This is a genomic window from Pseudovibrio sp. Ad5 (assembly GCF_001623095.1).
Taxonomy (GTDB): Bacteria; Pseudomonadota; Alphaproteobacteria; order Rhizobiales; family Stappiaceae; genus Pseudovibrio.
The window spans coordinates 263,750-284,205 of record NZ_LMCH01000065.1; the positions used below are offsets into that span (position 1 = coordinate 263,750).

Consider the following 20,456-nt stretch of genomic DNA (forward strand, 5'->3'; position numbering starts at 1 on the left):
AGGAACGATCCCCTTCAGGCGAGAACACACGACAACGAAACCATAAAACAGTTTAGACAACCCTGCCATGAAGCACAGGGCTTCATCAACCACAGGCGAACAAAACGTGAATTTCCGGTGCATGAACGCCGCGGTTCAATTTACATTCGTGAGCCAACCTGCTTATTCTCAATCATACCTACCGAAGATATATCAAAAAAGTTTCACCAGATGTCTATGCCCCCTCTCTCGGCGATCGGTATTGAGAATTACCGATCCGTACATAAGCTGTTCATGCGAGTTGGTGCCGTCAACGTGTTTGTCGGCAACAATGGCGTCGGTAAAACCAACCTCTACAAGTCGCTTGAACTTCTGCAGCAAGCCGCACTGGGCCGTATCACCCGCGCCGTTTCAGAGGAAGGCGGTGTAGACAGCGTCATGTGGGCAGGAGAGCTGAAAACCCACGAAAAGAAGCGCATCATCCTGCGTGCCGATCTGGGGGATCTTTCCTACCGCATCCAGCTGGGCCTGCCCAACCCGATCTCTGATCCCGCCCTGCCCTATGAGACCATGGTGAGAGAAGAAGAACTAAACCTTCTGACAGGCTCCAAGTCTGTCGTGCTGATGAACCGCAAAGGCCCAAGTGCCTTTCTGCGCGCCAGCAACGGCAGCAAAGTAACCTACGACAACGAGCTTCTGCCTTCCGAGACGGCCCTTGCCAGCATTCGAGATGGCAGCCAGTTTCCGGAGTTAGATCTGGTCCGCCGCGCAATTGCAGACTGGCGTTTCTACCACACCTTCCGCAGTGATCGGGACAGCCTGTTACGTCGCCCAAGCCCCAATGTCACCACCCCAACGCTCTCATCAGACGGCAACGATCTCGCAGCGGTTTTCGCCACCCTCAAGGAAATCCGCAAGGACACCTTCTATCTCCAGGAAGCGGTCGATGATGCCTTCCCCAACAGCAAGCTGATCATCGAAGCCAATGGGCAGGATTGCCGCTTCGCATTACAGACACCGGAAATCCGCCGCCCGTTCCCCTCTCAGGAACTATCGGACGGCACATTGCAATATCTCGCCCTGCTTGGCGCTATGTTGTCCTACCGCCTGCCCTCCTTCATTGCCCTCAACGAACCCGAAGCCAGCCTGCACCCTGACTTGCTGGAACCACTCGCCAAAGTCATTGCCAAAGCCTCAGAGCGCAGCCAGATCTGGCTCGTCACACATTCTGAGCAACTTGCTGATCATATTGCCAATCATGCAGGGGCATACCCAAGGCGCATTTATAAAGAAAACGGCCAGACCGGAATTGATGGCCTGAAAATCACCGGCGAATTCGTCGGAGAGGAGTACTAAGTTTGACCCCCAAGGGCTTGATTGTCTGCCTTGCCACCATGGTAAGCTGGGCGTTTCTGATTGTCATAAGCAAAGGCTTGCTGCTTACTTACAATCTTGATCCATGGATCTTCACTATCATTCAGCTGATGTTTGGCGGCCTGTTCCTCATCGCCGTCAGCCGAAAGGTGGGCGCAACAATGGATGCGCTCAAGAGCCCTTACACCTGGGCCTATGGGGTTGCCCGCGTCCTCTCTGCTGCCTGTTTCACAGCCTCTCTGCTGTACATAAGTGCGGCAAACGCAGGCTTTTTCGGCCTTGTGTCCGTTCCGTTTTCAGCGCTCGCCTTTGCTCTCTTGTTTTTCCGGCTCCCCACCGCTCTGGAACTGCCCGGCCATCTGATCATTATTCTTGGCGTTGTTTTGTTGATCTCCTCACTGGAGGGCACCTACTCCAACCCCGCCGTCTATCTGATGATCTTCTCAGAATTCGCAGTGGTTGCCTCCGTTATTATCGCTGAGTTCCACCCGCAAAATCAGGGAGATGATCTGAAAGAACGCGCCTCGCTCAGCGGTGTCATGCTGGTGGCCAGCGCACTGATCATGCTCATCGCCCTGGCCGCCCTCTCTCTCATCACCGATGGTCCTGCAGCAACACAGCAAGCAACGGACTGGACCAGCAACCTGCCACTCATCGACCTGACACAGGTCTGGAGCCCAACCATGTGGCTCGCGGCCATTTGTGTCGGCATAACCCTGCGCGGTGTGTCCATGTTCCTGTCCATGCAGGCGATTAATCTGGTTGGCAGTCAGAACTACGTTGCCACAATCGCCGCCCTGCCGTTCACCTCATTGCTGTTTGAGCTCATCGCCGACAAAGCTGGCTATCTGCCTCAGACACTCCTAGATCCAATCGCCATTCTGGCAGGCGTCATCATGACGGCGGGTTCACTGGGCATTCTCTGGGCACGCCAGCGCAAGTTCAAAACAGCCGCCGCATTCTCATAGCTTTAGAAAACCCGAGTATTTCTGAAAGCAATTGCTTACTCGCCTTCGCTAAGGTTTGGGCGAACAGCGAGTAAGCAGACATGACTGACAACAAGAGCGAACTGCCGGAAGTCACTGAACAACGCATTCTGGAAGCGTGGAGGCTATCGGGCTGGGCTGACCGCTTGCTGGAGGAAGCAGGCATCGGTGTCACCATCATCGATAAAGACGGCAAGCTGCTCTACTACAACAAATGGGCTTCAGAAAATCTGGATCGTCAGCCCCGCCACATCGGGCACAACGTAAAAGAAAACCACCGCCGCGCCATCACCAACCCGCGGTTTGATGCCATGCTGCAGCTGTTCAAAGATGGCCGCAAAGACCCGGTGCGTTATGTGGCCAATCCATACGGAACCACCACCATACTCGTCACCGTCTCCCCAATACATATTGACGGAGAGCTCGTCGGCTTTTCTCAGTTTGTCTTGTTAAAGGAGGAAGTGCAGGACCTGTGCTGCGTATATGATCAGCATGGCCGCGATCCCTTTGAAAAAGCGATGCTGCCCGACAGCTGATCTTTAGCTGGAAACCTTCTCTTTGGCTTCCGTCAACATCTCCTGAATGTCATTAAGCTGCTCAACCAGCTGGCCAATGGTTTCTACCGGCACATCCAGATTCGAAAAGGCGCAGTGCTGTACGTCAATCACGCCATCGCTCAAATCTCGCCCTTCTTTCGTCAGGCTAACAATAACCTGCCGCTCATCTTCTTTGGAGCGCACACGAGCAAGAAAGCCCATTTCTTCAAGGCGCTTAAGCAACGGTGTCAGAGTGTTCGACTCAAGGAACAAGCGCTCCCCCAACTCGGAGACGCGCTGATGGTCTTTTTCCAATAGAGCAAGCAAAGTGATGTACTGCGGATACGTGACCCCAAGCTTCTTCATCACCGGTTTATAAAACCGATTGAAGGCGTGGTTGGCCTTATAGATGGCAAAGCACAAATGCTGATCTAAACCAAAGCCTTGAAATTCTTCAGATTTCTTCTCGGCCATCACCGTATTCCAGTCCTGAGTAACATCCTCTTTCCTCGTTCTACCCATCAATATAAAAGCCGTCAAACTAAATCGCACACGATTAATTCACGTTTTGATTGACAGCACCCCACATTTCTTCTTAACTATATCGCATAGGATTTAATCGTGCACGATACATAACAACAACGAGGAATACCAAATGCCAGTTAACGTTCTTTATGAAACAAGCGCAGTTGCTACCGGTGGCCGGGACGGCACTGCAAAAACAAAGGACGGTGCTCTGGAACTGACACTTGCAACTCCAAAAGAACTGGGTGGCGCAGGTGGTGAAGGCAACAATCCAGAACAGCTCTTCGCTGCTGGATACGCCGCTTGTTTCATCGGAGCTATGAAGTTTGTAGCGTCTCAGCAGTCTGACATCGCTCTGCCTGCTGACGTAAATGTAGAATCAACCGTTGGCATTGGCCCACGCTCCGAAGGTGGTTTCGGTCTGGAAATTGCTCTGGCTGTTACCGTACCGGGCATGGACAAAGCCAAGGCAGAAGAACTCGTCGCTGCAGCGCATGAGGTCTGCCCATATTCCAACGCAACCCGCAACAACATCGATGTAAAGCTTTCTGTCGCAACCTAAAGCGTATCTCCAAAAAAAGTGCCTATCGGTTTTCGGAGATAGATACGCAAAAGCAAAAGCTAAAGCAGATCAAGCGTTTCAGCTAAACGCGAATTGCTTTAGCAGCACAAGACCCATCGAACCATTAAAGAGAAAGGGGCCCATGAGGCCCCTTTCCAATTTCTATTATCTGCTCTGATTAATCAGCTTGTTGAATAGCTGAGAGCTTCCAGCTCTCACCGGCATCACGAACAAACGACCAGATCTCTGTCCGCTCTTCCGGTACATCCGGATTGCCTTCAACCACTTTGTTGTTGGCCCGCTCACGCATCACATCAATAGCCTCATAACGCATTGCGACAGACGCATAGTCCTTGTCACCTTCACGCCAGGCTTCACTCAGATCACCCTGAAGCAGCTTGATGCCGCGCACTTCATTGACAAGACCGTTGGACGCAGCCTTACCCAGTTCCTCAGCAAAGTAGCCCATGATTTCAGGCGTCGCGATTTCGCGGATCTTACCGTAATCTTCAGAGCCGTAAGCAGTCCAGACGGTTGTCAGCAGCGCTTCAAAGGCATCAAAGTCATCCGCAGTCAGGCCGATTTCATCATCCGCTTCGGTAGAAAAGACAGGCTTTTCCTCAAACTGAGGCGCCTGACCACCACCAAAACCGGTGTTCGGAATGCCAGAAGATCCTGAACGACGCGGCGCATCCTGCGCACCCGCATCATTAAAGCTGAACGACTGGTTCTGCTGTGGCTCCTGCTGGTATCCATGGGCAGCACCAGCGGCCTGTGGCTGTTGGCGTCCCCGCAAAAACCGCATCAGCAACATGATACCACCGCCGATCAGCAACACTTGCATGATTAGGCCGAAGAACCCGGCCATACCGCCGAACCCGGAACCGAACAGCATGCCCAGCAATCCACCAAGTGCCAGACCACCGAGCATAGACCCGAGGAAACCACCGCCAAACAAACCACGGCGCTGGCCTGTAGCTGCCTTGGAGGCTGCCGCGGCATTCTGCTGCTGCGCACCTGTGTTAGTGCCGTTGTTAGGTGTCATGGTCCGCTGAACCGGAGCCGTCTTTGGTGCGGTCTTGGTCGCTTTTGGAGCTGAGTAACTGCGTGAACCGCGGCTACCGAAACTGAACCCACGCTTTGCCTCTGCAAAGTCAGCCGTCACAAAAATCAGACCGATCGAAAACACCAAGAGTGTGAGAAACTTTGGAAACTTATTCAATGCAAGCATGTAACCCCTAAACCTGCCCTTAAACTCATGTTGCCCTCCATATGGGGGCATTCTGTTAAAATTTGAAGACCAAAGTGCATTCCCGAAAAGTGGAAGCTGGTTTTCGGACAAGAATACGCACCAATGAAAATTTCAGAAGCAGCTTAAGTCCCTCAAAATAAAGGCAAACGACTTCAGAGCTTCATTGGATTGCGAAGATGGACTTTTTCAAAGCCAGATGAAGAGATTTCATCACAAAACTGCACCCACTCGCAGTTTTGGCAGGCTGTCTTAAAAACACCCTCAGCATATGCCTTCCGCATTTTGGTGACCAAATGCGAACTCAGCGCAAGCTCATCGCCAACACGCAGCTCAGTCCCAAGCAGACGAGAGATCAACGTCACAGCCACTTTATCACGCTCCACCACACTGCAATTAAAGCAATGCGGCTGCTCTTCTTCACTGATCAGAACCGCACAAATCTCATCCGGCCCCTCAACCAGTAGGGCAGCCTCTCCCGCATTCAGGCGCTTCACCACAGCCTCATAGTTCTTGGAAAACGCAGGAGAATAGCCATGCCCAATAAATGTAAGCACGCATAGCAAGTGATGACCACGCAGCTTGACACTCATGATCACTTCACCTCATCAGCCAGCAGCACTTTCACCTGCTCCAGCAAACTCTCAGCAGATTGCTGATAATCCGCATCAGCCCAGATCTGCTGTGCCAGCCGCATCGCCTTACCCATATCAGGTCCGGCAGGAATACCGCCAGCAAGCATCATCTTACCAGTCAGCGGAAAATTCGGTATCACCCAGTTCTGCGCAAAGGCCAACAGCTCTTTCAGCTCCGCCTCACTTTGCACGATGTCGCTCATCCAGGCAGTCAAAACACCATCAACAATAGCATCTGTACCGTGAGCAACCAACAACGCTTTCAACTGCTGCTTGCTCTGCCCGTGTAAACGCAAAGCCTCAGCAATATCAGCAGCAACCTCAATCTGTTTCTTCTGCGCATTAGAAAGGCGCAGGCGCTCAGCAACCTTCGACCCCGCAACACCACCAAGCCGTAACACTGGCTGGAGAGCTGCCTCAGGCAAATCATCAAGGTCTAAAAGACGCGCCAAGCGAGAGCTCGCAGCCTCTCCACCTAAAATGAGCTGCAAGATTCCGCCCTGCTCCATCAGAAGCAATGAATCGAGAGCACGCGGTGCAGACAACGTTCTCAGAACTTCCTTGGTGATACGCTCCTTGGAAAGGTGAGAAAGGCCATCTTTCAGCTCAATACAGGCAGCATACCCATCCGCGTTGATCTCCCCTTGCCCGTAAGTCGCGAAGAACCGGAAGAACCGTAGGATGCGCAGATAATCTTCACGAATACGCGCACGCGCATCTCCAATGAACCGCAGATGCCGATTGAGGCAGTCATCCAGACCGCCTAGCGGATCAAACAGTTCACCATGACGGTCCACGTAAAGCGCATTCATTGTGAAATCGCGGCGCTGTGCGTCTTTCGTCCAGTCACGCCCAAACTTAACCGTCGCGTGGCGTCCGTGCGTTTCAATATCCTCACGCAGACAGGTCACTTCAATTGGCTGGCGATCAATAACCAGCGTCACCGTTCCATGGTCAACACCAGTTGGGATGGCTTTGACACCAGCAGCTTCCGCTCTGGCAAGCACCACATCCGGCAAGGCAGTACAGGCAATATCAACATCATCCACCACTTCACCAAGTAGAGAATTGCGCACAGTTCCACCAACTGCACGCGCAACATCACCGTCTTGTTCCAGAACGTCAAAAGCCCGCTGAACAGCAGCACTGTCCAGCCAGCCGCTCTGTTGTAATCTGGTCATTTTTGAGGAGTCTCGTATCCACCTGGAACGAACTCACCATCCACCACTTGCGCTGGTCTGTATTGTGAGCCTAGAGGCGCGCGGCTTGTTTCTGCAAGCAGCATCAGGCTGGCGATGACAAGAGCTATTCCGCTGATGCTCAACCACAACATCGGGCCATCGCGAAATCGCTTGTCTTTCTTTGCCTTACGTACCACCATCACCCACACTGCGTAGGCGATAAAAGGAACAAAGAACAACAACCCATGTGTCAGGAGCATTCGTATCATCAGGCATAAACCCTATTGTAAAGCACGCGCAGGATGCCAGCGGTGACACCCCATATGTAACGCTGCTCAAACGGCATGGCATAATAGTAGCGCGTTTTGCCTCTGAATTCTCCGCTTTTTTTCTGGTGGTTCTCAGGGTTCATCAGAAAAGACAAAGGCACTTCAAATACTTCATCCACCTCTGCCGGATTGGGAGAGAGGATCAACGGAGGTTTGACCGTCGCAAGAACCGGCACGACCCGATACCCGGAGCCCGTGTAGTAATCGCCAAGATCACCTAAAATCTCTACTAAGTCAGAGTCCAGGCCAACTTCTTCATGCGCCTCTCGCAAGGCTGCACCCACAGGCCCGTCATCATCCTCATCAATTTTGCCACCAGGAAACGCAATCTGCCCTGCATGAGAACGCAGGTGCGCGGTACGCTGGGTTAAAAGAATGGACGCCTCTGTCCCCCGGTCAACAATACCGATCAGAACAGCAGCATCCCGTACCTGCTCCAGATCCTCACCATAATCAGGAATATCCGGATTGAGGATGTGATCTCCTGCAGGCTCATGGGCTTGACCGGCCAACCGGTCCATCACCCGAGATCTGAAATTCTCTGCTGTAAACTCAGACAAGATAATACGCCGTCCTAATGTCTCTTCCTAAAATCCAAGGTTCTGGACCGTATCCACCACAAAGAATGCGCCATGGCTTTCAATGCCAACAACCCGTCCACCCTCGCCTTCACGCTCTTGCAAATGCGGCGCGAGCTCATGAACCAGTGTCCGCGCAAACAATGCTTCCAACCGATCACGCACAAGGATGTAAGGCTTCAGCCCGCCATCTTCTTCCTGCTGTACAAAACGGATAGGATTGTCAGGCCCAGCTTCAACCACGTCACCGCAATTGGTCCGGATGGTGATCACCTGCTCTCCGTCCTGCTGGTGAATGTCCATCTCCACGGCCACAAACGGTGCATCTTCAACGCTCAGGCCAATCTTCTCAACAGGCGTGACAAGATAATACTTCCCGTCGTCTTCCTGTTTTAAAACAGTCGCGAACAGGTGCACCAGAGCCTCACGCTGAATAGGCGTGCCCATGTAATACCAGGATCCGTCCCGCTTGATCTGCATATCCAGATCACCGCAGAACTCCGGGTTCCAAAGATGGATGGGAGGCAGGCTTTTGGACTTTCCCGCACGCGAAATCAAAGCCTGAAGACCTTTCGGCATCTCCTTGATTTCCGGAATGCTCTTTTCTGTTAATTCGCTCACCACGGTCATTCTACCAATACATCGGAACACACCACTATTGGGGTAATATGGTGTCACGCAAGCTCTAACGCTACCCTCCCTCAAAGCCCGCGCCAAGTTATACCTTTGCGATAAGCATCGACGCAGCAAAATAGAGACGTCATTGGTGGTCTCTATTACGTGCGCAATGCTCTCAATTCTCAGGGGCAAACAGAATCTCAGTCCTCAGACTCACTATCTGTTCACAGAAATGCCGTTAGGGTAGAGCCAACCAAACTATAACCCAGGGATGCTCTGACCCCGATCATATCAAAACATTTTGAAACTGGCTTTCGCGCCTTGCATTGCACTTCTGCCTGCATAGTCAGCCTATTGCTGAAAAGTACAGGCCTATAAATTTGCTAGGGATCGCCTTTTTTAAAACCGAGTATGATGCAAAGGTGAGCTAGGCAGGGTTGCAACGCGCGACGAAAAGAGAGCAGCGATGAACACCAATATGACAGGCATGCCCCCCAAACCAGAGGATATAGTCGCACGCACAGAGGCGGCTTGTGAGAAAATCCGACAGGCAAAAGAGGAAATCGCCCGTTCCATATTTGGTCAGGAAAGCGTCGTTGAACGCACACTGGTGACAATTCTCTCCGGCGGCCACGGTCTGCTTGTTGGTGTTCCCGGTCTTGCAAAAACCAAACTGGTGGAAACTCTGGGCACAGTGCTCGGCCTCGATTCCAGCCGTATCCAGTTCACACCAGACCTGATGCCCTCGGACATTTTGGGTTCTGAAGTGATGGAGGAAGCCCCGGATGGCAAACGCTCCTTCCGCTTCATTCCCGGCCCGGTCTTCGCCCAGTTGTTGATGGCAGACGAGATCAACCGCGCCAGCCCGCGAACCCAGTCCGCTCTCCTGCAATCCATGCAGGAATACCACGTCACAATCGCAGGCCATCACCACGACCTGCCTGCCCCCTTCCACGTACTGGCCACTCAGAACCCGCTTGAACAGGAAGGCACTTACCCACTTCCGGAAGCACAGCTCGACCGTTTCCTCATGCAGATTGATGTCCATTATCCGGACATAGATGCAGAGCGCCGTATTCTGCTGGAAACCACAGGGGCGACAGAAGCCAAATCCAAACAGGTCCTGCAACTTGAAGAGCTGCGGGAGATGCAACAACTGGTACGCCACATTCCCGTGGGCGAAACCGTCATGGACGCAATCCTGAAACTGGTCAGAGCAGCCCGCCCCGGCGAAGCAGATGGCTTTGACGATCTCGCCCAATACATCGCCTGGGGCCCAGGACCGCGCGCCAGTCAGGCACTTATGCTGACCGTGCGTGCCCGTGCTTTGGCAGATGGACGCCTGTCTCCAAGCGTTGACGATGTCATGTCTCTGGCCGAACCTGTGCTGCAACACCGCATGGCTCTCACCTTTGCCGCACGAGCCGACGGAAAAACCATTCCGCAACTGCTCAAAGACATAAAAGAACGCATCGCCTAACAACAAGCCGACAGGATCGCATATGTTATCTTCGAGGACCGCTCCTCAAGACAGACAGGAAAACATCTTCGGCTTAACGGGCGAAGCGCAGTCCATTGCTGATACCTTGCCAGAGCTGCTGGTTGAGGCAAGACGCATTGCAGCTAATGTCACCTCTGGCTGGCATGGTCGCCGCCGAGCAGGCCCCGGCGAAACCTTCTGGCAGTTCCGCCCTTTCCTTTCTGGAGAAGCCGCCCAGCAAGTTGACTGGCGCCGCTCCGCCCGCGACGACAATTTGTATGTGCGTGAGCGCGAGTGGGAAGCAGCCCAAACCATTTGGGTCTGGGCAGACCTCTCCGCTTCCATGCGCTTCCAAAGCAGACAAGCCACCGCCTCCAAACGCGACCGCGCTTTGCTGCTCATGCTGGCTCTGACGTATGCCCTGAATGAAGCTGGCGAACGTGTCGGTCTGACTGGCCTGACAAGGCCACTGGCCAGTAGAAATTCAATGCAGACCATCGCAGAAACTCTGGTGCACGAGAACCCTGAGGCAACGCTACCCAACCCTGAAGGAATCCGCCGTTTTTCTGAGATTGTACTCTTCTCAGACCTGCTCGACCCACCGGAAAAGCTGGAAGCGTGGATGGCCAACATCGCCGGCACAGGCGCTAAAGGCCACCTCATCCAGCTTCTAGACCCGATTGAAGAGACATTCCCCTTCACAGGCCCAACCCAATTCGAAGACCCGGAAAACGGAGAGCAGCTCAAAGCAGGCCGCGCACAAACCTGGCAACAGGAGTACTTGCTTCGTCTGGCCGCGCATAAGGATCAGATCAGCTCTCTCGCCCGCAAATTCGGCTGGAGCTATACCCTGCACCACACAGACCGCCCAGCGGTCGAGCCCTTGATGCTGCTCCATTCCCGTCTGGCTGACGCCCCACAGCACAAAATGAGAGGAGACCTGCGATGATCGGTTCTCTTCTCCCAATTGGGTTTGCAGCACCGTGGGTACTCACCGCACTCGCAGCTCTTCCCGTTCTGTGGTGGCTGCTCCGCACCACACCACCTCAACCTGCCCACGTTAAGTTCCCACCTCTGCGCCTCCTGCTGTCTCTTCGCAACAAAGAGGAAACCCCACAACACACCCCGTGGTGGCTGATCCTGCTGCGCCTTATGCTGGCTGCGGTCCTGATCATCGCTATGGCTGGCCCCGTCTGGAAACCTCTGGATATTGCAGAGCCCAAAACAGGCCCACTCTGGATCATCGTCGACAATGGATGGGATGCCTCAGCAGATTGGGACCGCCAAATCCGTATGGCGGAACTCATGGTAGACGGTGCAGCGCAGAACAACAGAACCGTCATGCTGGTGACAACAGCAGATGGCCCTGCCCAGCCCTTGCGTTTGTCCAGTGCGCAGGAGGTTGCCGACCAGCTTCGCGCACTGACACCTCAAGGCTGGCAAGCCGCCCGGTCAGAACTCATTCCTACCCTGCAAAAGCAAGCAGAGCAAAACGCGCCCGGTGCAATCCTTTGGTTTTCATCACCGCTTGAGGAACCATCCACCACAAGCTTTGCACGGGGATTAGCCAGCATTGCCAGAGCGTCAGACGTGCGCGAAAGCTCTTTCCTTATCTACCGCTCCGACACCCCGGTCTACGCACTTAAACAGTTGCAAAACACCACTGGCGCCATGACGACCACAGTCCTCCGCCACCCAGCACCACTGGCAGAAACATTGACGGTCCGCGCTTTCGATCGCAAGCAACGCGCTATTGCAGAACAAACCATCGAGATGAAAGCAGGCAAAAGCGCCGCCGAAATTTCATTGGAGCTTCCGTCAGAGCTGCGCAACGACATCACCAAACTCGCAATTCTTGGTAAGTCCAGCGCTGGCAGCACGGTGCTCGTGGATGAACAATGGCGCCGCCGAAAAGTCGGCCTGTTCGCAGGCGGTTTCGCCGACCGCTCTCAGCCTCTGCTCTCGCCACTTTACTATCTGGAACGTGCACTTGCCCCTTTTGCAGACCTTCCGCCAGCAAAAAGCACAGACATCACCACAGCCATCTCCGACTACTTTGACAAAGGTATCTCAGTCCTCGTCCTCGCTGAAGTCGGCACACTGCCCAAGACCACAGAGGCTGACATCGCCAGCTGGGTCTCCAAAGGCGGCACACTGATACGCTTCGCTGGCCCGCAACTCCCGGAAAAGCAAGATTCGCTCATCCCTGTTGCTCTCCGTTTGGGCGACCGTAAATTGGGTGGCTCTCTCTCCTGGAAGGAGCCACAGGCACTCAAGTCTTTTTCAGAAAACAGCCCGTTCCGTTCTATCGCTCTTCCTAAGGACGTCACCGTAAACCGTCAGGTGCTTGCAGAACCAACCGCAGACCTGCCTGACAGAACATGGGCCTCACTGGAAGACGGTACACCTCTCGTCACGGCCAAGAAACATGGCAACGGAACCATTGTCCTGTTCCATGTCACCCCTGATACCAAGTGGTCCAACCTGCCTCTTTCCGGTGGGTTTGTGGATATGTTGCGAGCCATCACAAGCATCTCCTCAACGGCGGTCTTCAATCCGGATGATGAAGCTGACGGCACAACATCAGCCTCCGCCCTGCCTCTGCTCAAAATGCTGGATGGCTATGGCAAACTCACACCGCCTTCTGCCAGTCACAAACCTATTCTGGAGCGCGATTTTGCAACCACTCATCCAGGCCGCGATACCCCCCCAGGTCTCTACGGCACCGACGATACAGCACGCGCACTTAACCTCATGGAAGATGAGGACAATCTGATCCCGTTAGACCTCAAACCACTGTCCATGGCAAAGATACTCGACTACCCCTCAGAAAAACCGCTGGACCTTCGTGGCTGGTTCTTTTCTATCGCAATCCTGCTAGCTTTGCTGGATACGCTCGCCTTGCTCTGGCTCTCTGGTAAACTACGTCGAAGCCAATTCACACACGCTGCTATTCTCTTGCTCATCGCCTCCAGCCTGAGCCTGACAGGTGCTGATAAAACGCAGGCACAAGACAACGCAGAACAGTTCGCCCTCGATGCTTCATTAGACACCCGCCTCGCCTATGTAATGACAGGCGTGCCAGAGGTGGACGAAATCAGCCGAGCCGGACTGTTCGGCCTCACCAGATTACTAACCGACAGAACAGCATTGGAGCCTGAAGCTCCGGTGGGTCTGGATCTGCAAAGCCATGAACTGGCATTTTTCCCAATCATCTACTGGCCCATAGATGCAGGCATGCAGATGCCAAGCCCTGAGGCCATGTCGCGGATCAGTGCCTACATGCGCAACGGCGGCACAATCCTGTTCGACACCAGAGATGCGTTTGGAACAGGCTCAAACTCTCCAAACAAACTGAAGCTTCAGCAACTCTTGCGCGGATTGGACATTCCTAGTCTGGAACCTGTTCCGCAAGACCACGTGCTGACCAAAACCTTCTACATTCTGGATAATTTCCCCGGCCGCTACAATCAAAGCCCCATGTGGGTACAAGCCAGCGCGACCACCTCAGATGGCAGCCGCCCGGTCCGCGCAGGCGATGGCGTGTCCCCCATCATGATCAGCGGCAACGATTTCGCTGCAGCATGGGCCATTGATACGCAAGGAAACTACCTTTACCCAACCATTCCTGCTGATGGCAACCAGCGCGAGATGGCGGCGCGGGTGGGCATCAACATCCTCATGTACACCATGACAGGCAACTACAAGGCAGATCAGGTCCACATCCCTGCTCTACTGGAACGTATCGGCCAATAATAAGCCAGCAAACAAGACGCGGAGCACAGCTACACACATGACATGGTCTCTTTCCATCGACCCGCTTTTGCCCCTTCCGGCAATAATCGCGCTTGGAGTGATCATAGCTCTGGTCTGTGCCTACCTCCTCTTCGTCGGTATGCGCGGCGCCCTGATCCGTTCCGCCGCCTTGGCTCTGCTGGTTCTGGCCCTGCTCAATCCGGCGGTCTTACGAGAGGATCGGGAGTACCTGCCAAGTACCGTCGTTGTCGTCTCAGACAACAGCCAAAGCCAGCAACTGGAAAATCGTGCAGAGCTGACTGAGGCAGCGCGAGAGGGTATCGTCAATCAACTAAAAGCCCTTGACGGCATTGATCTGCGGCAGGTCTCTCTCAATGATACTTCCATGGAAAGCGGCGATGGCACCCGTGCCTTCACTGCAATCTCCAATGAACTGGCTGATGTCCCGCCAGAGAGAATAGCCGGAGCCATCGTGATCACCGATGGTCAGATACATGATGTACCAGCCACTGCAGAAAAGCTCGGCTTCTCAGCTCCGGTCCATGCGCTCATCACAGGCCGTGAAGGCGAGTTTGATCGTCGTTTGAAAGTCGCCAAAGCCCCGCGCTTTGGCCTGGTTGGCTCAACACAGGTCGTCCAGCTGGAATTGATCGAGGAAGGCACTCCGCAGCCCTTCGGCAATCGCGCTGAAATCATAGTCCGCCGCAACGGCGATATCCTGTCCAAGCAGTTTATCTCTTCAGGCTATCCGACAGAAATCGCAGTTGAGATCGAACATGGCGGCCAGAACATCTATGAGTTTGAGGTGGAAGCACTCAATGGCGAGCTGACACCACTGAACAACCGCGCCCTCGTCACCATTGATGGCGTTCGCGAAAATCTCCGCGTCCTGCTGGTGTCCGGCTCTCCCCATGCGGGCGAGCGCACATGGCGCAACCTGCTCAAATCAGATGCCTCAGTCGATCTCGTCCACTTCACCATTCTGAGGCCACCGGAAAAACAGGACGGAACGCCAATCAACCAGCTGTCTCTGATAGCCTTCCCAACCCGTGAGTTGTTCTCCGTCAAGATCGACGAGTTCGACCTCATCATCTTCGACCGCTACGAACGCCGCGGCGTCCTCCCCTTGCTCTACTTCGACAACATCGCCCGATACGTCAGTGACGGCGGCGCAGTCCTCATTGCAGGTGGTCCTGACTATGCAGAAGCCAACAGCATCTTCCGAACCCCGCTGGGCCGCGTGCTTCCAGCCGCACCAACTGGTGAAGTCTTTGAAGAACCCTTCTTTGCCAACGTCTCAGAACTCGGCCTGCGCCATCCAGTAACTCGCGATCTGCCCGGTGCAGGTGAAAGCCCGCCCCAATGGAGCAAATGGTTCCGCCTCGTCGGTGCAAATGTGCAAGAAGGCCAACCCATCATGACTGCGCTGGGCGATAAGCCGCTGCTGGTTCTCAGCCGCGTCGGCAAAGGCCGCGTTGCCGCCCTGCTGTCTGATCATGTCTGGCTCTGGGCAAGAGGCTATGAGGGTGGCGGCCCACACGTCCCGCTTCTACGCAGGCTGGCCCATTGGCTCATGAAGGAACCTGATCTGGAAGAGGAAGCCCTGCGCTTGTCTTTACGCGGTTCCAATCTGCTGACAGAGCGACAAACCCTTGCAAATCTGGTTGATCCGGTCACGCTTACAACGCCCTCCGGCAAAACTGAGCAGCTGGAGTTGATAAAAGACACATCAGGACATTGGACCGCCTCCGTCAAAGTGGAAGAACTCGGCCTTTATTCAGCAACCGATGGCGCACATACAGCACTGATTAATGTCGGCCCGCCAAATCCGAGAGAGTTTCTGGAAGTGGTTTCAACGGCAGACAAACTCTCTGGCATCACAGAACAGACAGGTGGTACAGCTTTGCGGATCGGCGGTGACGACGGCACATCCTTGTCCCCGCCCAACGTCATCGCACAGCGTTCATCCGCTCAATATCATGGAAACGGTTGGATCGGCATCAAACGAACAGACGCCAGCATCTTGAATGGCATAGACCGCTATCCGCTTCTCATCGGCTTCCTCGGCCTTGCCTTGCTGTTAGGGCTGCTGTCCTTCACCTGGTATCGCGAAGGACGATAGAAAAACATCTTAGATGGAAAAGGGATCTGCAGGATGAATTAATTCTCCTGCTCAGTCTTTCAAGTCGCCATTGCCAACGAGCCTTGCATCACATCCACCAGCTGGCTCTCACTTTGCTTTGTGGCTACCAACGCAGGCTTCACGTATCCACCAACCACAGCACCAGTCGGCATTTGCCCGCCCTGCAGTTTCAAAACAAGCAACCGATCCAGATCAACAGGCCCCGGCAATGTGATCTGGCCATGAGGCACCTGCTCATAACCGTGCGGCCCATAGTAAGGATGATCCCCAACCAGCAAAATGGACTGAACGCCCTGCGCTTTGGCCTCATTTGCAACAGTCGTCAACAAAAGACGACCCAGTCCCTGCCCTTTATTGGCGGCCTTTACGGTCAGTGGTCCCAGCAACATGCTCTGGCTATTGCCAATCATGATGGGAGTGAGTTTCACAGACCCGGCAATCTGACTGTTGAGTTCTCCAACAAAACATAACCTAGAAGCTTGTTGAACGCCTTCACGGATTTTGAACGCAGTCCGTTCAAACCGTGCAGGGCCAAACGCCTCTGCTTGCATCTGCTCAATTTCGGAGAAATCTGCTGGGGTTTCCTGCCGCACCAGCCATTTTGAAACTATCATGTCACATACCACAAATCGAAGGAGGAAGACCGTCGATCCGTGTGGCTCGGGCAGTTAGACCGATGTTGGGAGCACACTGAGAGAAGGACGGCACGATGCACCACGCGAGAGCAAGTCCCGCGCGTTCATTCGTCGTCGCTGTTCCCAGCAAATAGCCATAAGGCTCACACCCCAGTTTCTCGGTCTATCGCATGCCAGAGCACACGAAATATAATTTCTCCTGACTAACTAACACGCAAATTTTCTGTCGTAAAGCACAAAACTAAGTGCAGATGCGTATTCGTTAGTTGTAGGCCACCGGCACGTAGGCCCTTGAAAAACAACTACCAATAGGGATCTGGCTCAGCTTCGCCCGCAATTTCCTGCAGACGACGCAGCGTCGCCGGGCTCACATCATCAGGTAGGGCATCCAACGCAAACAGCTGTAGATCTGAGATTTCCAGAGCCGGTCTTTTCCAGTTTGGATCTTGCTCAGTCAAGCTCACCTTAAAGAGGCCGACATGGTCCCGGCCTGTTCCACCACGGTTAAGATGCATGGAAAGCAATGCCACATCTGGTCCGCATCCATACCCCGTTTCTTCTGCCAGTTCCCTGCGAGCGGCCTCCGCCATCGTCTCCCCGGAATCAACACCACCACCAGGAAAATACCAGCCCGGCAGATATTGATGACGTACGAGAAGGACTCGGTTTTCAGCATCAAATGCCGCAACGCGCGCGCCCATCGTCATTCCACGACTCAAAAGAGCCGCCGATTGCACCAGAATATTGATAATTCGTGTCTTAAAGCTTGCCACGTCTGGCCTCACAATCAATGTAACCGTTTGATATAGCAGCACTATATTCTGAAATATCATTTATGCAAAAAGTGCATACCACCCTTGCAAAACTAACACTACACAACCCACAGGATAGGCGTAGAAAGAGATCAAAGAATAAGCATACGCCCAAAAATTAATCAGGGCGGCCCCATCACCTACTTATAATAGACACCCAATCCGCGTTTCCCAAATCGCAGGAGTAACACGTCATGCTTACTAAAGTTCTCGCTCGTTTCCGTCGCACAAAACGCTTCCATTGGGCACCAGCAGTCAATTCTGCAAACACCCACGACACTGCTGTTTTGCGTCCGTCTTCTTGCCTTTAAGGCAAATTGGAAGTCAGCATTGCCGATCTGTTAAAGGCGCTTGAGGGTAATTCTCAGAATTAAGGAAAACTCCTTGACCTCAGGCGCAATGCAGCGATGATGCGCAGGCTATGTTTAAGCTTGTACACATATCTGACCCACATCTGGGTCCATTGCCGGACGTTCAGCCAGTTCAGTTGGTCTCGAAGCGTATTCTTGGCTACATAAATTGGCGGCGCAACCGCGCCCATGCAATGACCAACTCTTATCTTGATGCACTGATACGCGATATTCACGCGCAGCAGCCGGATCATATCGCGCTTTGCGGAGACCTGGTCAACATTGCACTGCCCAAAGAGGTTGCTGGAGCCAAAGACTGGCTCGCAACCGTGGGCTCTCCCGAGACTTTATCCCTGACACCAGGTAATCACGATGCCTATGTCCCAGGCGCTTTAAAGCAAGCCTACGGCGCTTGGCGTCCATACATGCAAAGCGATCCGGGCTTGGGGCTGACACCGCCTCTGGGAACTGATCCGCACTTCCCATTTGCCCGCAGACGAGGCCACGTCACGATTATTGGCCTCTCCACTGCCAAAGCAACTGGCCCTTTCATGGCCACAGGCCACATCAGCAGCAACCAGCTGCGCGAGCTGGCAGACCAGTTGCGCCGCGCAAAAGAGCGCGGTGATTTCCGCGTTGTCATGCTGCATCATCCACCTGTGCGCAACGCGACAGCCTGGTACAAGCGTCTGGTAGGCTCCAGCCGTTTCCGCAACATCATTGCAGAACATGGCGCGGAGTTGGTTCTGCATGGCCACACCCATCGGGCGACCCGTATGGAAATCAACGGGCCGGAAGGTCCAGTGCCTGTGATTTGCGTTCCATCCGCATCAAATGGCCTGAGTGGCCATAAGCCACCTGCTCGCTACAATCTCTTCACCATTGAAAAAGATGGCGACGGCTGGTCATGCATTATGGAAGAACGCGGTTTTACAACGGCAGAAGAAGGCGTGCATCACATCGCACAGCATGATCTGTCCATACCCAGCTTAAGGCAAGCAGCGTAAAGCCTATAGTTAAGACGTGGGGCTCGTTTTCAGATTAAAAAACAGAGAGGCATGCTGATGCCTCTCACAAAGACAGCGCTTAACCCGCAAAAGGGTTCGCATATAAAGCCAGTGCTACAAGCCCCGCCGCCCCGATAACAGTTCCCAGCAAAAGCCCGCAGATCAGAATAAAGAAGTCACGCGCCTTATTGCGCTTGGCTGCAACAGCTCTGCCTGCATTTTCCTGTTTAAGCTGGTCCAGCCTCTTGCCTGTTGGAACATCCTGCTGGCGAATGCGATTGAGCATCCAGTCTGCTTCCAGCGCACGTTCCTTTTCAATAATCCGCTCGGCAATATATTCGGTAATGCAGTCCGCCATATCGTCAATATCAGCGGTTTCAAGCAACACCATCCGCCCCAGACGAGTCTCCTTCACAAAGCGGTAAGAATGTCGATCACGACCCATCAACACATGACTGGTCATGTCGATCCATAGGCGAGGCTGGGTACCGGGAACGATCTGGAAGGCAAACTGGTCGTCGTCTTCAGGAACTTCCTTGAACACATCAATCAGCTCTTCGCTGAGCAATTCAAGGCGTGCTTTCTCGCTCTCCTGAAGGCTCACAACAACGTCTGTCCGTTCCATCTCCGCAACACGCACTTTGCGAATACTATCTCTCAGCGACCGCACCTTTTCATGAGGCACAACGTTGTCATGTAGCTCTGACATGGCAGCTCCCGAATATTCGGTTGAACACACCCCGTTTCAACCGCCCCTCAACCTACGTACAACCAATCGATTTGCGTGCAGCCCTCACACATCTTCCACGATTAATCAAAGGTACATGGTAAAAGGAAACTAACACATCCTAGATAAAACTCTAATGAAACCTCATTAACTGTCCCGTTTTGGGGCACTTTTCCAACACCAACCCTGAGGGGTTTCTGCCGCACAACCCCAAAGTTAGGTGAGAACACCAATGCAAGCATGTACGCGTCTACCAAGCGAACCGAAAGGTCCAGCCCATCAACCTGCTCTGCCCTATGGCAAAAAAGGAATGTGAGGAGCGCAGGATCGATCAAGAATCTCATTCAGACGCGGATCATCAGCAACCTCAATGGACCGCTTGAAGGGCTTAAAGCCACTGCGCAGATAAAATTGCAGCGCCCGTGGGCTATCCCCTGTGCATGTGTGTAACCAGAAGCGCTTCACTTCAGGACGCGAGAAGGCCTTGCTGATCGCGTGGTTCATCAGCCAGCGGCCAGCACCACCGCCAACAGCTTCTGGCACAAGTCCGAAATAGCTCAGTGTGACTTCGTCTTCCTTGGCAACATCCAACTCAAGCATCCCCACAGGCTCACCGTTCTTCATAGCCCAGTAAAACTCATTGGTCGGCCTGCTCAGCGTCGCCTCCAGCTCAGCATCATTCATCACCAAACGACCAAACCAAAGCCACGGCTCACCCACACGTTTAAAGAGAGCTCTATACTCGGTGATATCGATCTTGCCGGCCCGTTCCAGCGTGAGGTCAGGACGATCAATCGGTTTGAGAGCAGGCTTCTCCAACATCTCCAGATGCGTCACCACAGTCGCGACTTTGCCTTCTGGCAGGTCTGTGTATCCATCAAGATCCAGTTGAATATGCGCCATACCACTCTCTCAAACTAGGAAGAAACAATGCACTCTGGGTAGCGGGAAGAAGGAAAGGCTGCAAGTGTTCCAATCTCACGAAACACTTGAG

The 20,456-nt window shown here is 53.7% G+C and carries 20 protein-coding genes; 9 read left to right on the forward strand and 11 right to left on the reverse strand.

The genetic code is table 11. The features are described 5' to 3' along the window. The first annotated feature begins 210 nt into the window (after positions 1–210). The 3 genes from PsAD5_RS24375 to PsAD5_RS24385 all read left to right on the forward strand — a co-directional run bounded on the left by PsAD5_RS24375 (position 211) and on the right by PsAD5_RS24385 (position 2,875). On the forward strand, positions 211–1,335 hold the full coding sequence (locus tag PsAD5_RS24375) for an AAA family ATPase (RefSeq protein ID WP_063293995.1): 1,125 nt from the start codon (positions 211–213) through the stop codon (positions 1,333–1,335). A 2-nt stretch (positions 1,336–1,337) separates the two neighbouring features. Then, positions 1,338–2,321, forward strand: a complete 984-nt coding sequence (locus PsAD5_RS24380) for an EamA family transporter (RefSeq protein ID WP_063293996.1) — start codon at positions 1,338–1,340, stop codon at positions 2,319–2,321. Positions 2,322–2,401: 80 nt separating this feature from the next. After that, positions 2,402–2,875: a PAS domain-containing protein gene (locus tag PsAD5_RS24385; RefSeq protein WP_063293997.1), complete on the forward strand. Its 474-nt coding sequence runs from the start codon at positions 2,402–2,404 to the stop codon at positions 2,873–2,875. A 3-nt stretch (positions 2,876–2,878) separates the two neighbouring features. Here the strand turns inward: PsAD5_RS24385 and PsAD5_RS24390 are convergent, their stop codons facing one another. Continuing rightward, positions 2,879–3,349: a MarR family winged helix-turn-helix transcriptional regulator gene (locus tag PsAD5_RS24390; RefSeq protein WP_208988801.1), complete on the reverse strand. Its 471-nt coding sequence runs from the start codon at positions 3,347–3,349 to the stop codon at positions 2,879–2,881. Positions 3,350–3,530: 181 nt separating this feature from the next. On the opposite strand from PsAD5_RS24390, the gene PsAD5_RS24395 reads away from it, so the two are divergent. After that, on the forward strand, positions 3,531–3,962 hold the full coding sequence (locus PsAD5_RS24395; RefSeq protein ID WP_057463616.1) for an organic hydroperoxide resistance protein: 432 nt from the start codon (positions 3,531–3,533) through the stop codon (positions 3,960–3,962). A 178-nt stretch (positions 3,963–4,140) separates the two neighbouring features. Here PsAD5_RS24395 and PsAD5_RS24400 read toward each other — a convergent pair whose 3' ends face one another. From PsAD5_RS24400 to PsAD5_RS24425, 6 genes are all read right to left on the reverse strand, one after another. After that, positions 4,141–5,193: a TIM44-like domain-containing protein gene (locus tag PsAD5_RS24400; protein WP_063293999.1), complete on the reverse strand. Its 1,053-nt coding sequence runs from the start codon at positions 5,191–5,193 to the stop codon at positions 4,141–4,143. Between the two features lie 173 nt (positions 5,194–5,366). Continuing rightward, positions 5,367–5,804 carry a DUF1284 domain-containing protein gene (locus tag PsAD5_RS24405; RefSeq protein ID WP_063294000.1) on the reverse strand — a complete coding sequence of 146 codons (438 nt, stop codon included), beginning with the start codon at positions 5,802–5,804 and terminating at the stop codon, positions 5,367–5,369. A gap of 2 nt (positions 5,805–5,806) precedes the next feature. After that, on the reverse strand, positions 5,807–7,027 hold the full coding sequence (locus PsAD5_RS24410) for a CCA tRNA nucleotidyltransferase (RefSeq protein ID WP_063294001.1): 1,221 nt from the start codon (positions 7,025–7,027) through the stop codon (positions 5,807–5,809). Beyond that, a complete protein-coding gene (locus tag PsAD5_RS24415) occupies positions 7,024–7,296 on the reverse strand; it encodes a DUF6111 family protein (RefSeq protein ID WP_208860182.1) in 273 nt (90 codons plus the stop codon). The genes PsAD5_RS24410 and PsAD5_RS24415 overlap by 4 nt, the downstream gene beginning before the upstream one ends. Next, entirely contained in the window at positions 7,296–7,916 is a 621-nt protein-coding gene (locus tag PsAD5_RS24420; protein ID WP_082596903.1) for a CoA pyrophosphatase, read from the reverse strand. The genes PsAD5_RS24415 and PsAD5_RS24420 overlap by 1 nt, the downstream gene beginning before the upstream one ends. Before the next feature lie 27 nt (positions 7,917–7,943). Next, entirely contained in the window at positions 7,944–8,564 is a 621-nt protein-coding gene (locus tag PsAD5_RS24425; protein ID WP_063290057.1) for a DUF1285 domain-containing protein, read from the reverse strand. A gap of 454 nt (positions 8,565–9,018) precedes the next feature. Between PsAD5_RS24425 and PsAD5_RS24430 the strand changes: the two genes are divergently transcribed. Genes PsAD5_RS24430 through PsAD5_RS24445 form a run of 4 tightly spaced genes read left to right on the forward strand, consistent with a single transcriptional unit; the run spans position 9,019 to position 15,910 of the window. Further along, positions 9,019–10,032, forward strand: a complete 1,014-nt coding sequence (locus PsAD5_RS24430; RefSeq protein ID WP_057463622.1) for an AAA family ATPase — start codon at positions 9,019–9,021, stop codon at positions 10,030–10,032. Between the two features lie 22 nt (positions 10,033–10,054). Beyond that, complete coding sequence (locus tag PsAD5_RS24435; RefSeq protein ID WP_063294002.1) at positions 10,055–10,981, forward strand: DUF58 domain-containing protein; 927 nt, start codon at positions 10,055–10,057, stop codon at positions 10,979–10,981. Then, entirely contained in the window at positions 10,978–13,788 is a 2,811-nt protein-coding gene (locus tag PsAD5_RS24440) for a DUF4159 domain-containing protein (protein WP_208988803.1), read from the forward strand. Before PsAD5_RS24435 ends, PsAD5_RS24440 begins: the two co-directional genes overlap by 4 nt. 37 nt (positions 13,789–13,825) lie before the next feature. Continuing rightward, entirely contained in the window at positions 13,826–15,910 is a 2,085-nt protein-coding gene (locus PsAD5_RS24445) for a hypothetical protein (RefSeq protein WP_063294003.1), read from the forward strand. 59 nt (positions 15,911–15,969) lie between these two features. Here the strand turns inward: PsAD5_RS24445 and PsAD5_RS24450 are convergent, their stop codons facing one another. Both PsAD5_RS24450 and PsAD5_RS24455 read right to left on the reverse strand, forming a co-directional pair. Continuing rightward, positions 15,970–16,545 (reverse strand): GNAT family N-acetyltransferase, encoded by a 576-nt coding sequence (locus tag PsAD5_RS24450; RefSeq protein WP_063294004.1) that lies wholly within the window; start codon positions 16,543–16,545, stop codon positions 15,970–15,972. Positions 16,546–16,868: 323 nt separating this feature from the next. Beyond that, the gene (locus tag PsAD5_RS24455) at positions 16,869–17,273 is read right to left on the reverse strand and encodes an NUDIX domain-containing protein (RefSeq protein WP_063294107.1); all 405 of its coding nucleotides are present in this window, start codon (positions 17,271–17,273) and stop codon (positions 16,869–16,871) included. Between the two features lie 526 nt (positions 17,274–17,799). On the opposite strand from PsAD5_RS24455, the gene PsAD5_RS24460 reads away from it, so the two are divergent. Beyond that, positions 17,800–18,735, forward strand: a complete 936-nt coding sequence (locus tag PsAD5_RS24460) for a metallophosphoesterase family protein (protein ID WP_084406041.1) — start codon at positions 17,800–17,802, stop codon at positions 18,733–18,735. 79 nt (positions 18,736–18,814) lie between these two features. On the opposite strand, the gene PsAD5_RS24465 is transcribed toward PsAD5_RS24460, so the two are convergent. Together PsAD5_RS24465 and PsAD5_RS24470 are read right to left on the reverse strand one after the other, a co-directional pair. Then, the gene (locus tag PsAD5_RS24465) at positions 18,815–19,444 is read right to left on the reverse strand and encodes a hypothetical protein (protein ID WP_063290061.1); all 630 of its coding nucleotides are present in this window, start codon (positions 19,442–19,444) and stop codon (positions 18,815–18,817) included. 312 nt (positions 19,445–19,756) lie between these two features. Beyond that, the gene (locus PsAD5_RS24470; protein WP_063294005.1) at positions 19,757–20,365 is read right to left on the reverse strand and encodes a GNAT family N-acetyltransferase; all 609 of its coding nucleotides are present in this window, start codon (positions 20,363–20,365) and stop codon (positions 19,757–19,759) included. Positions 20,366–20,456 lie beyond the last annotated feature (91 nt).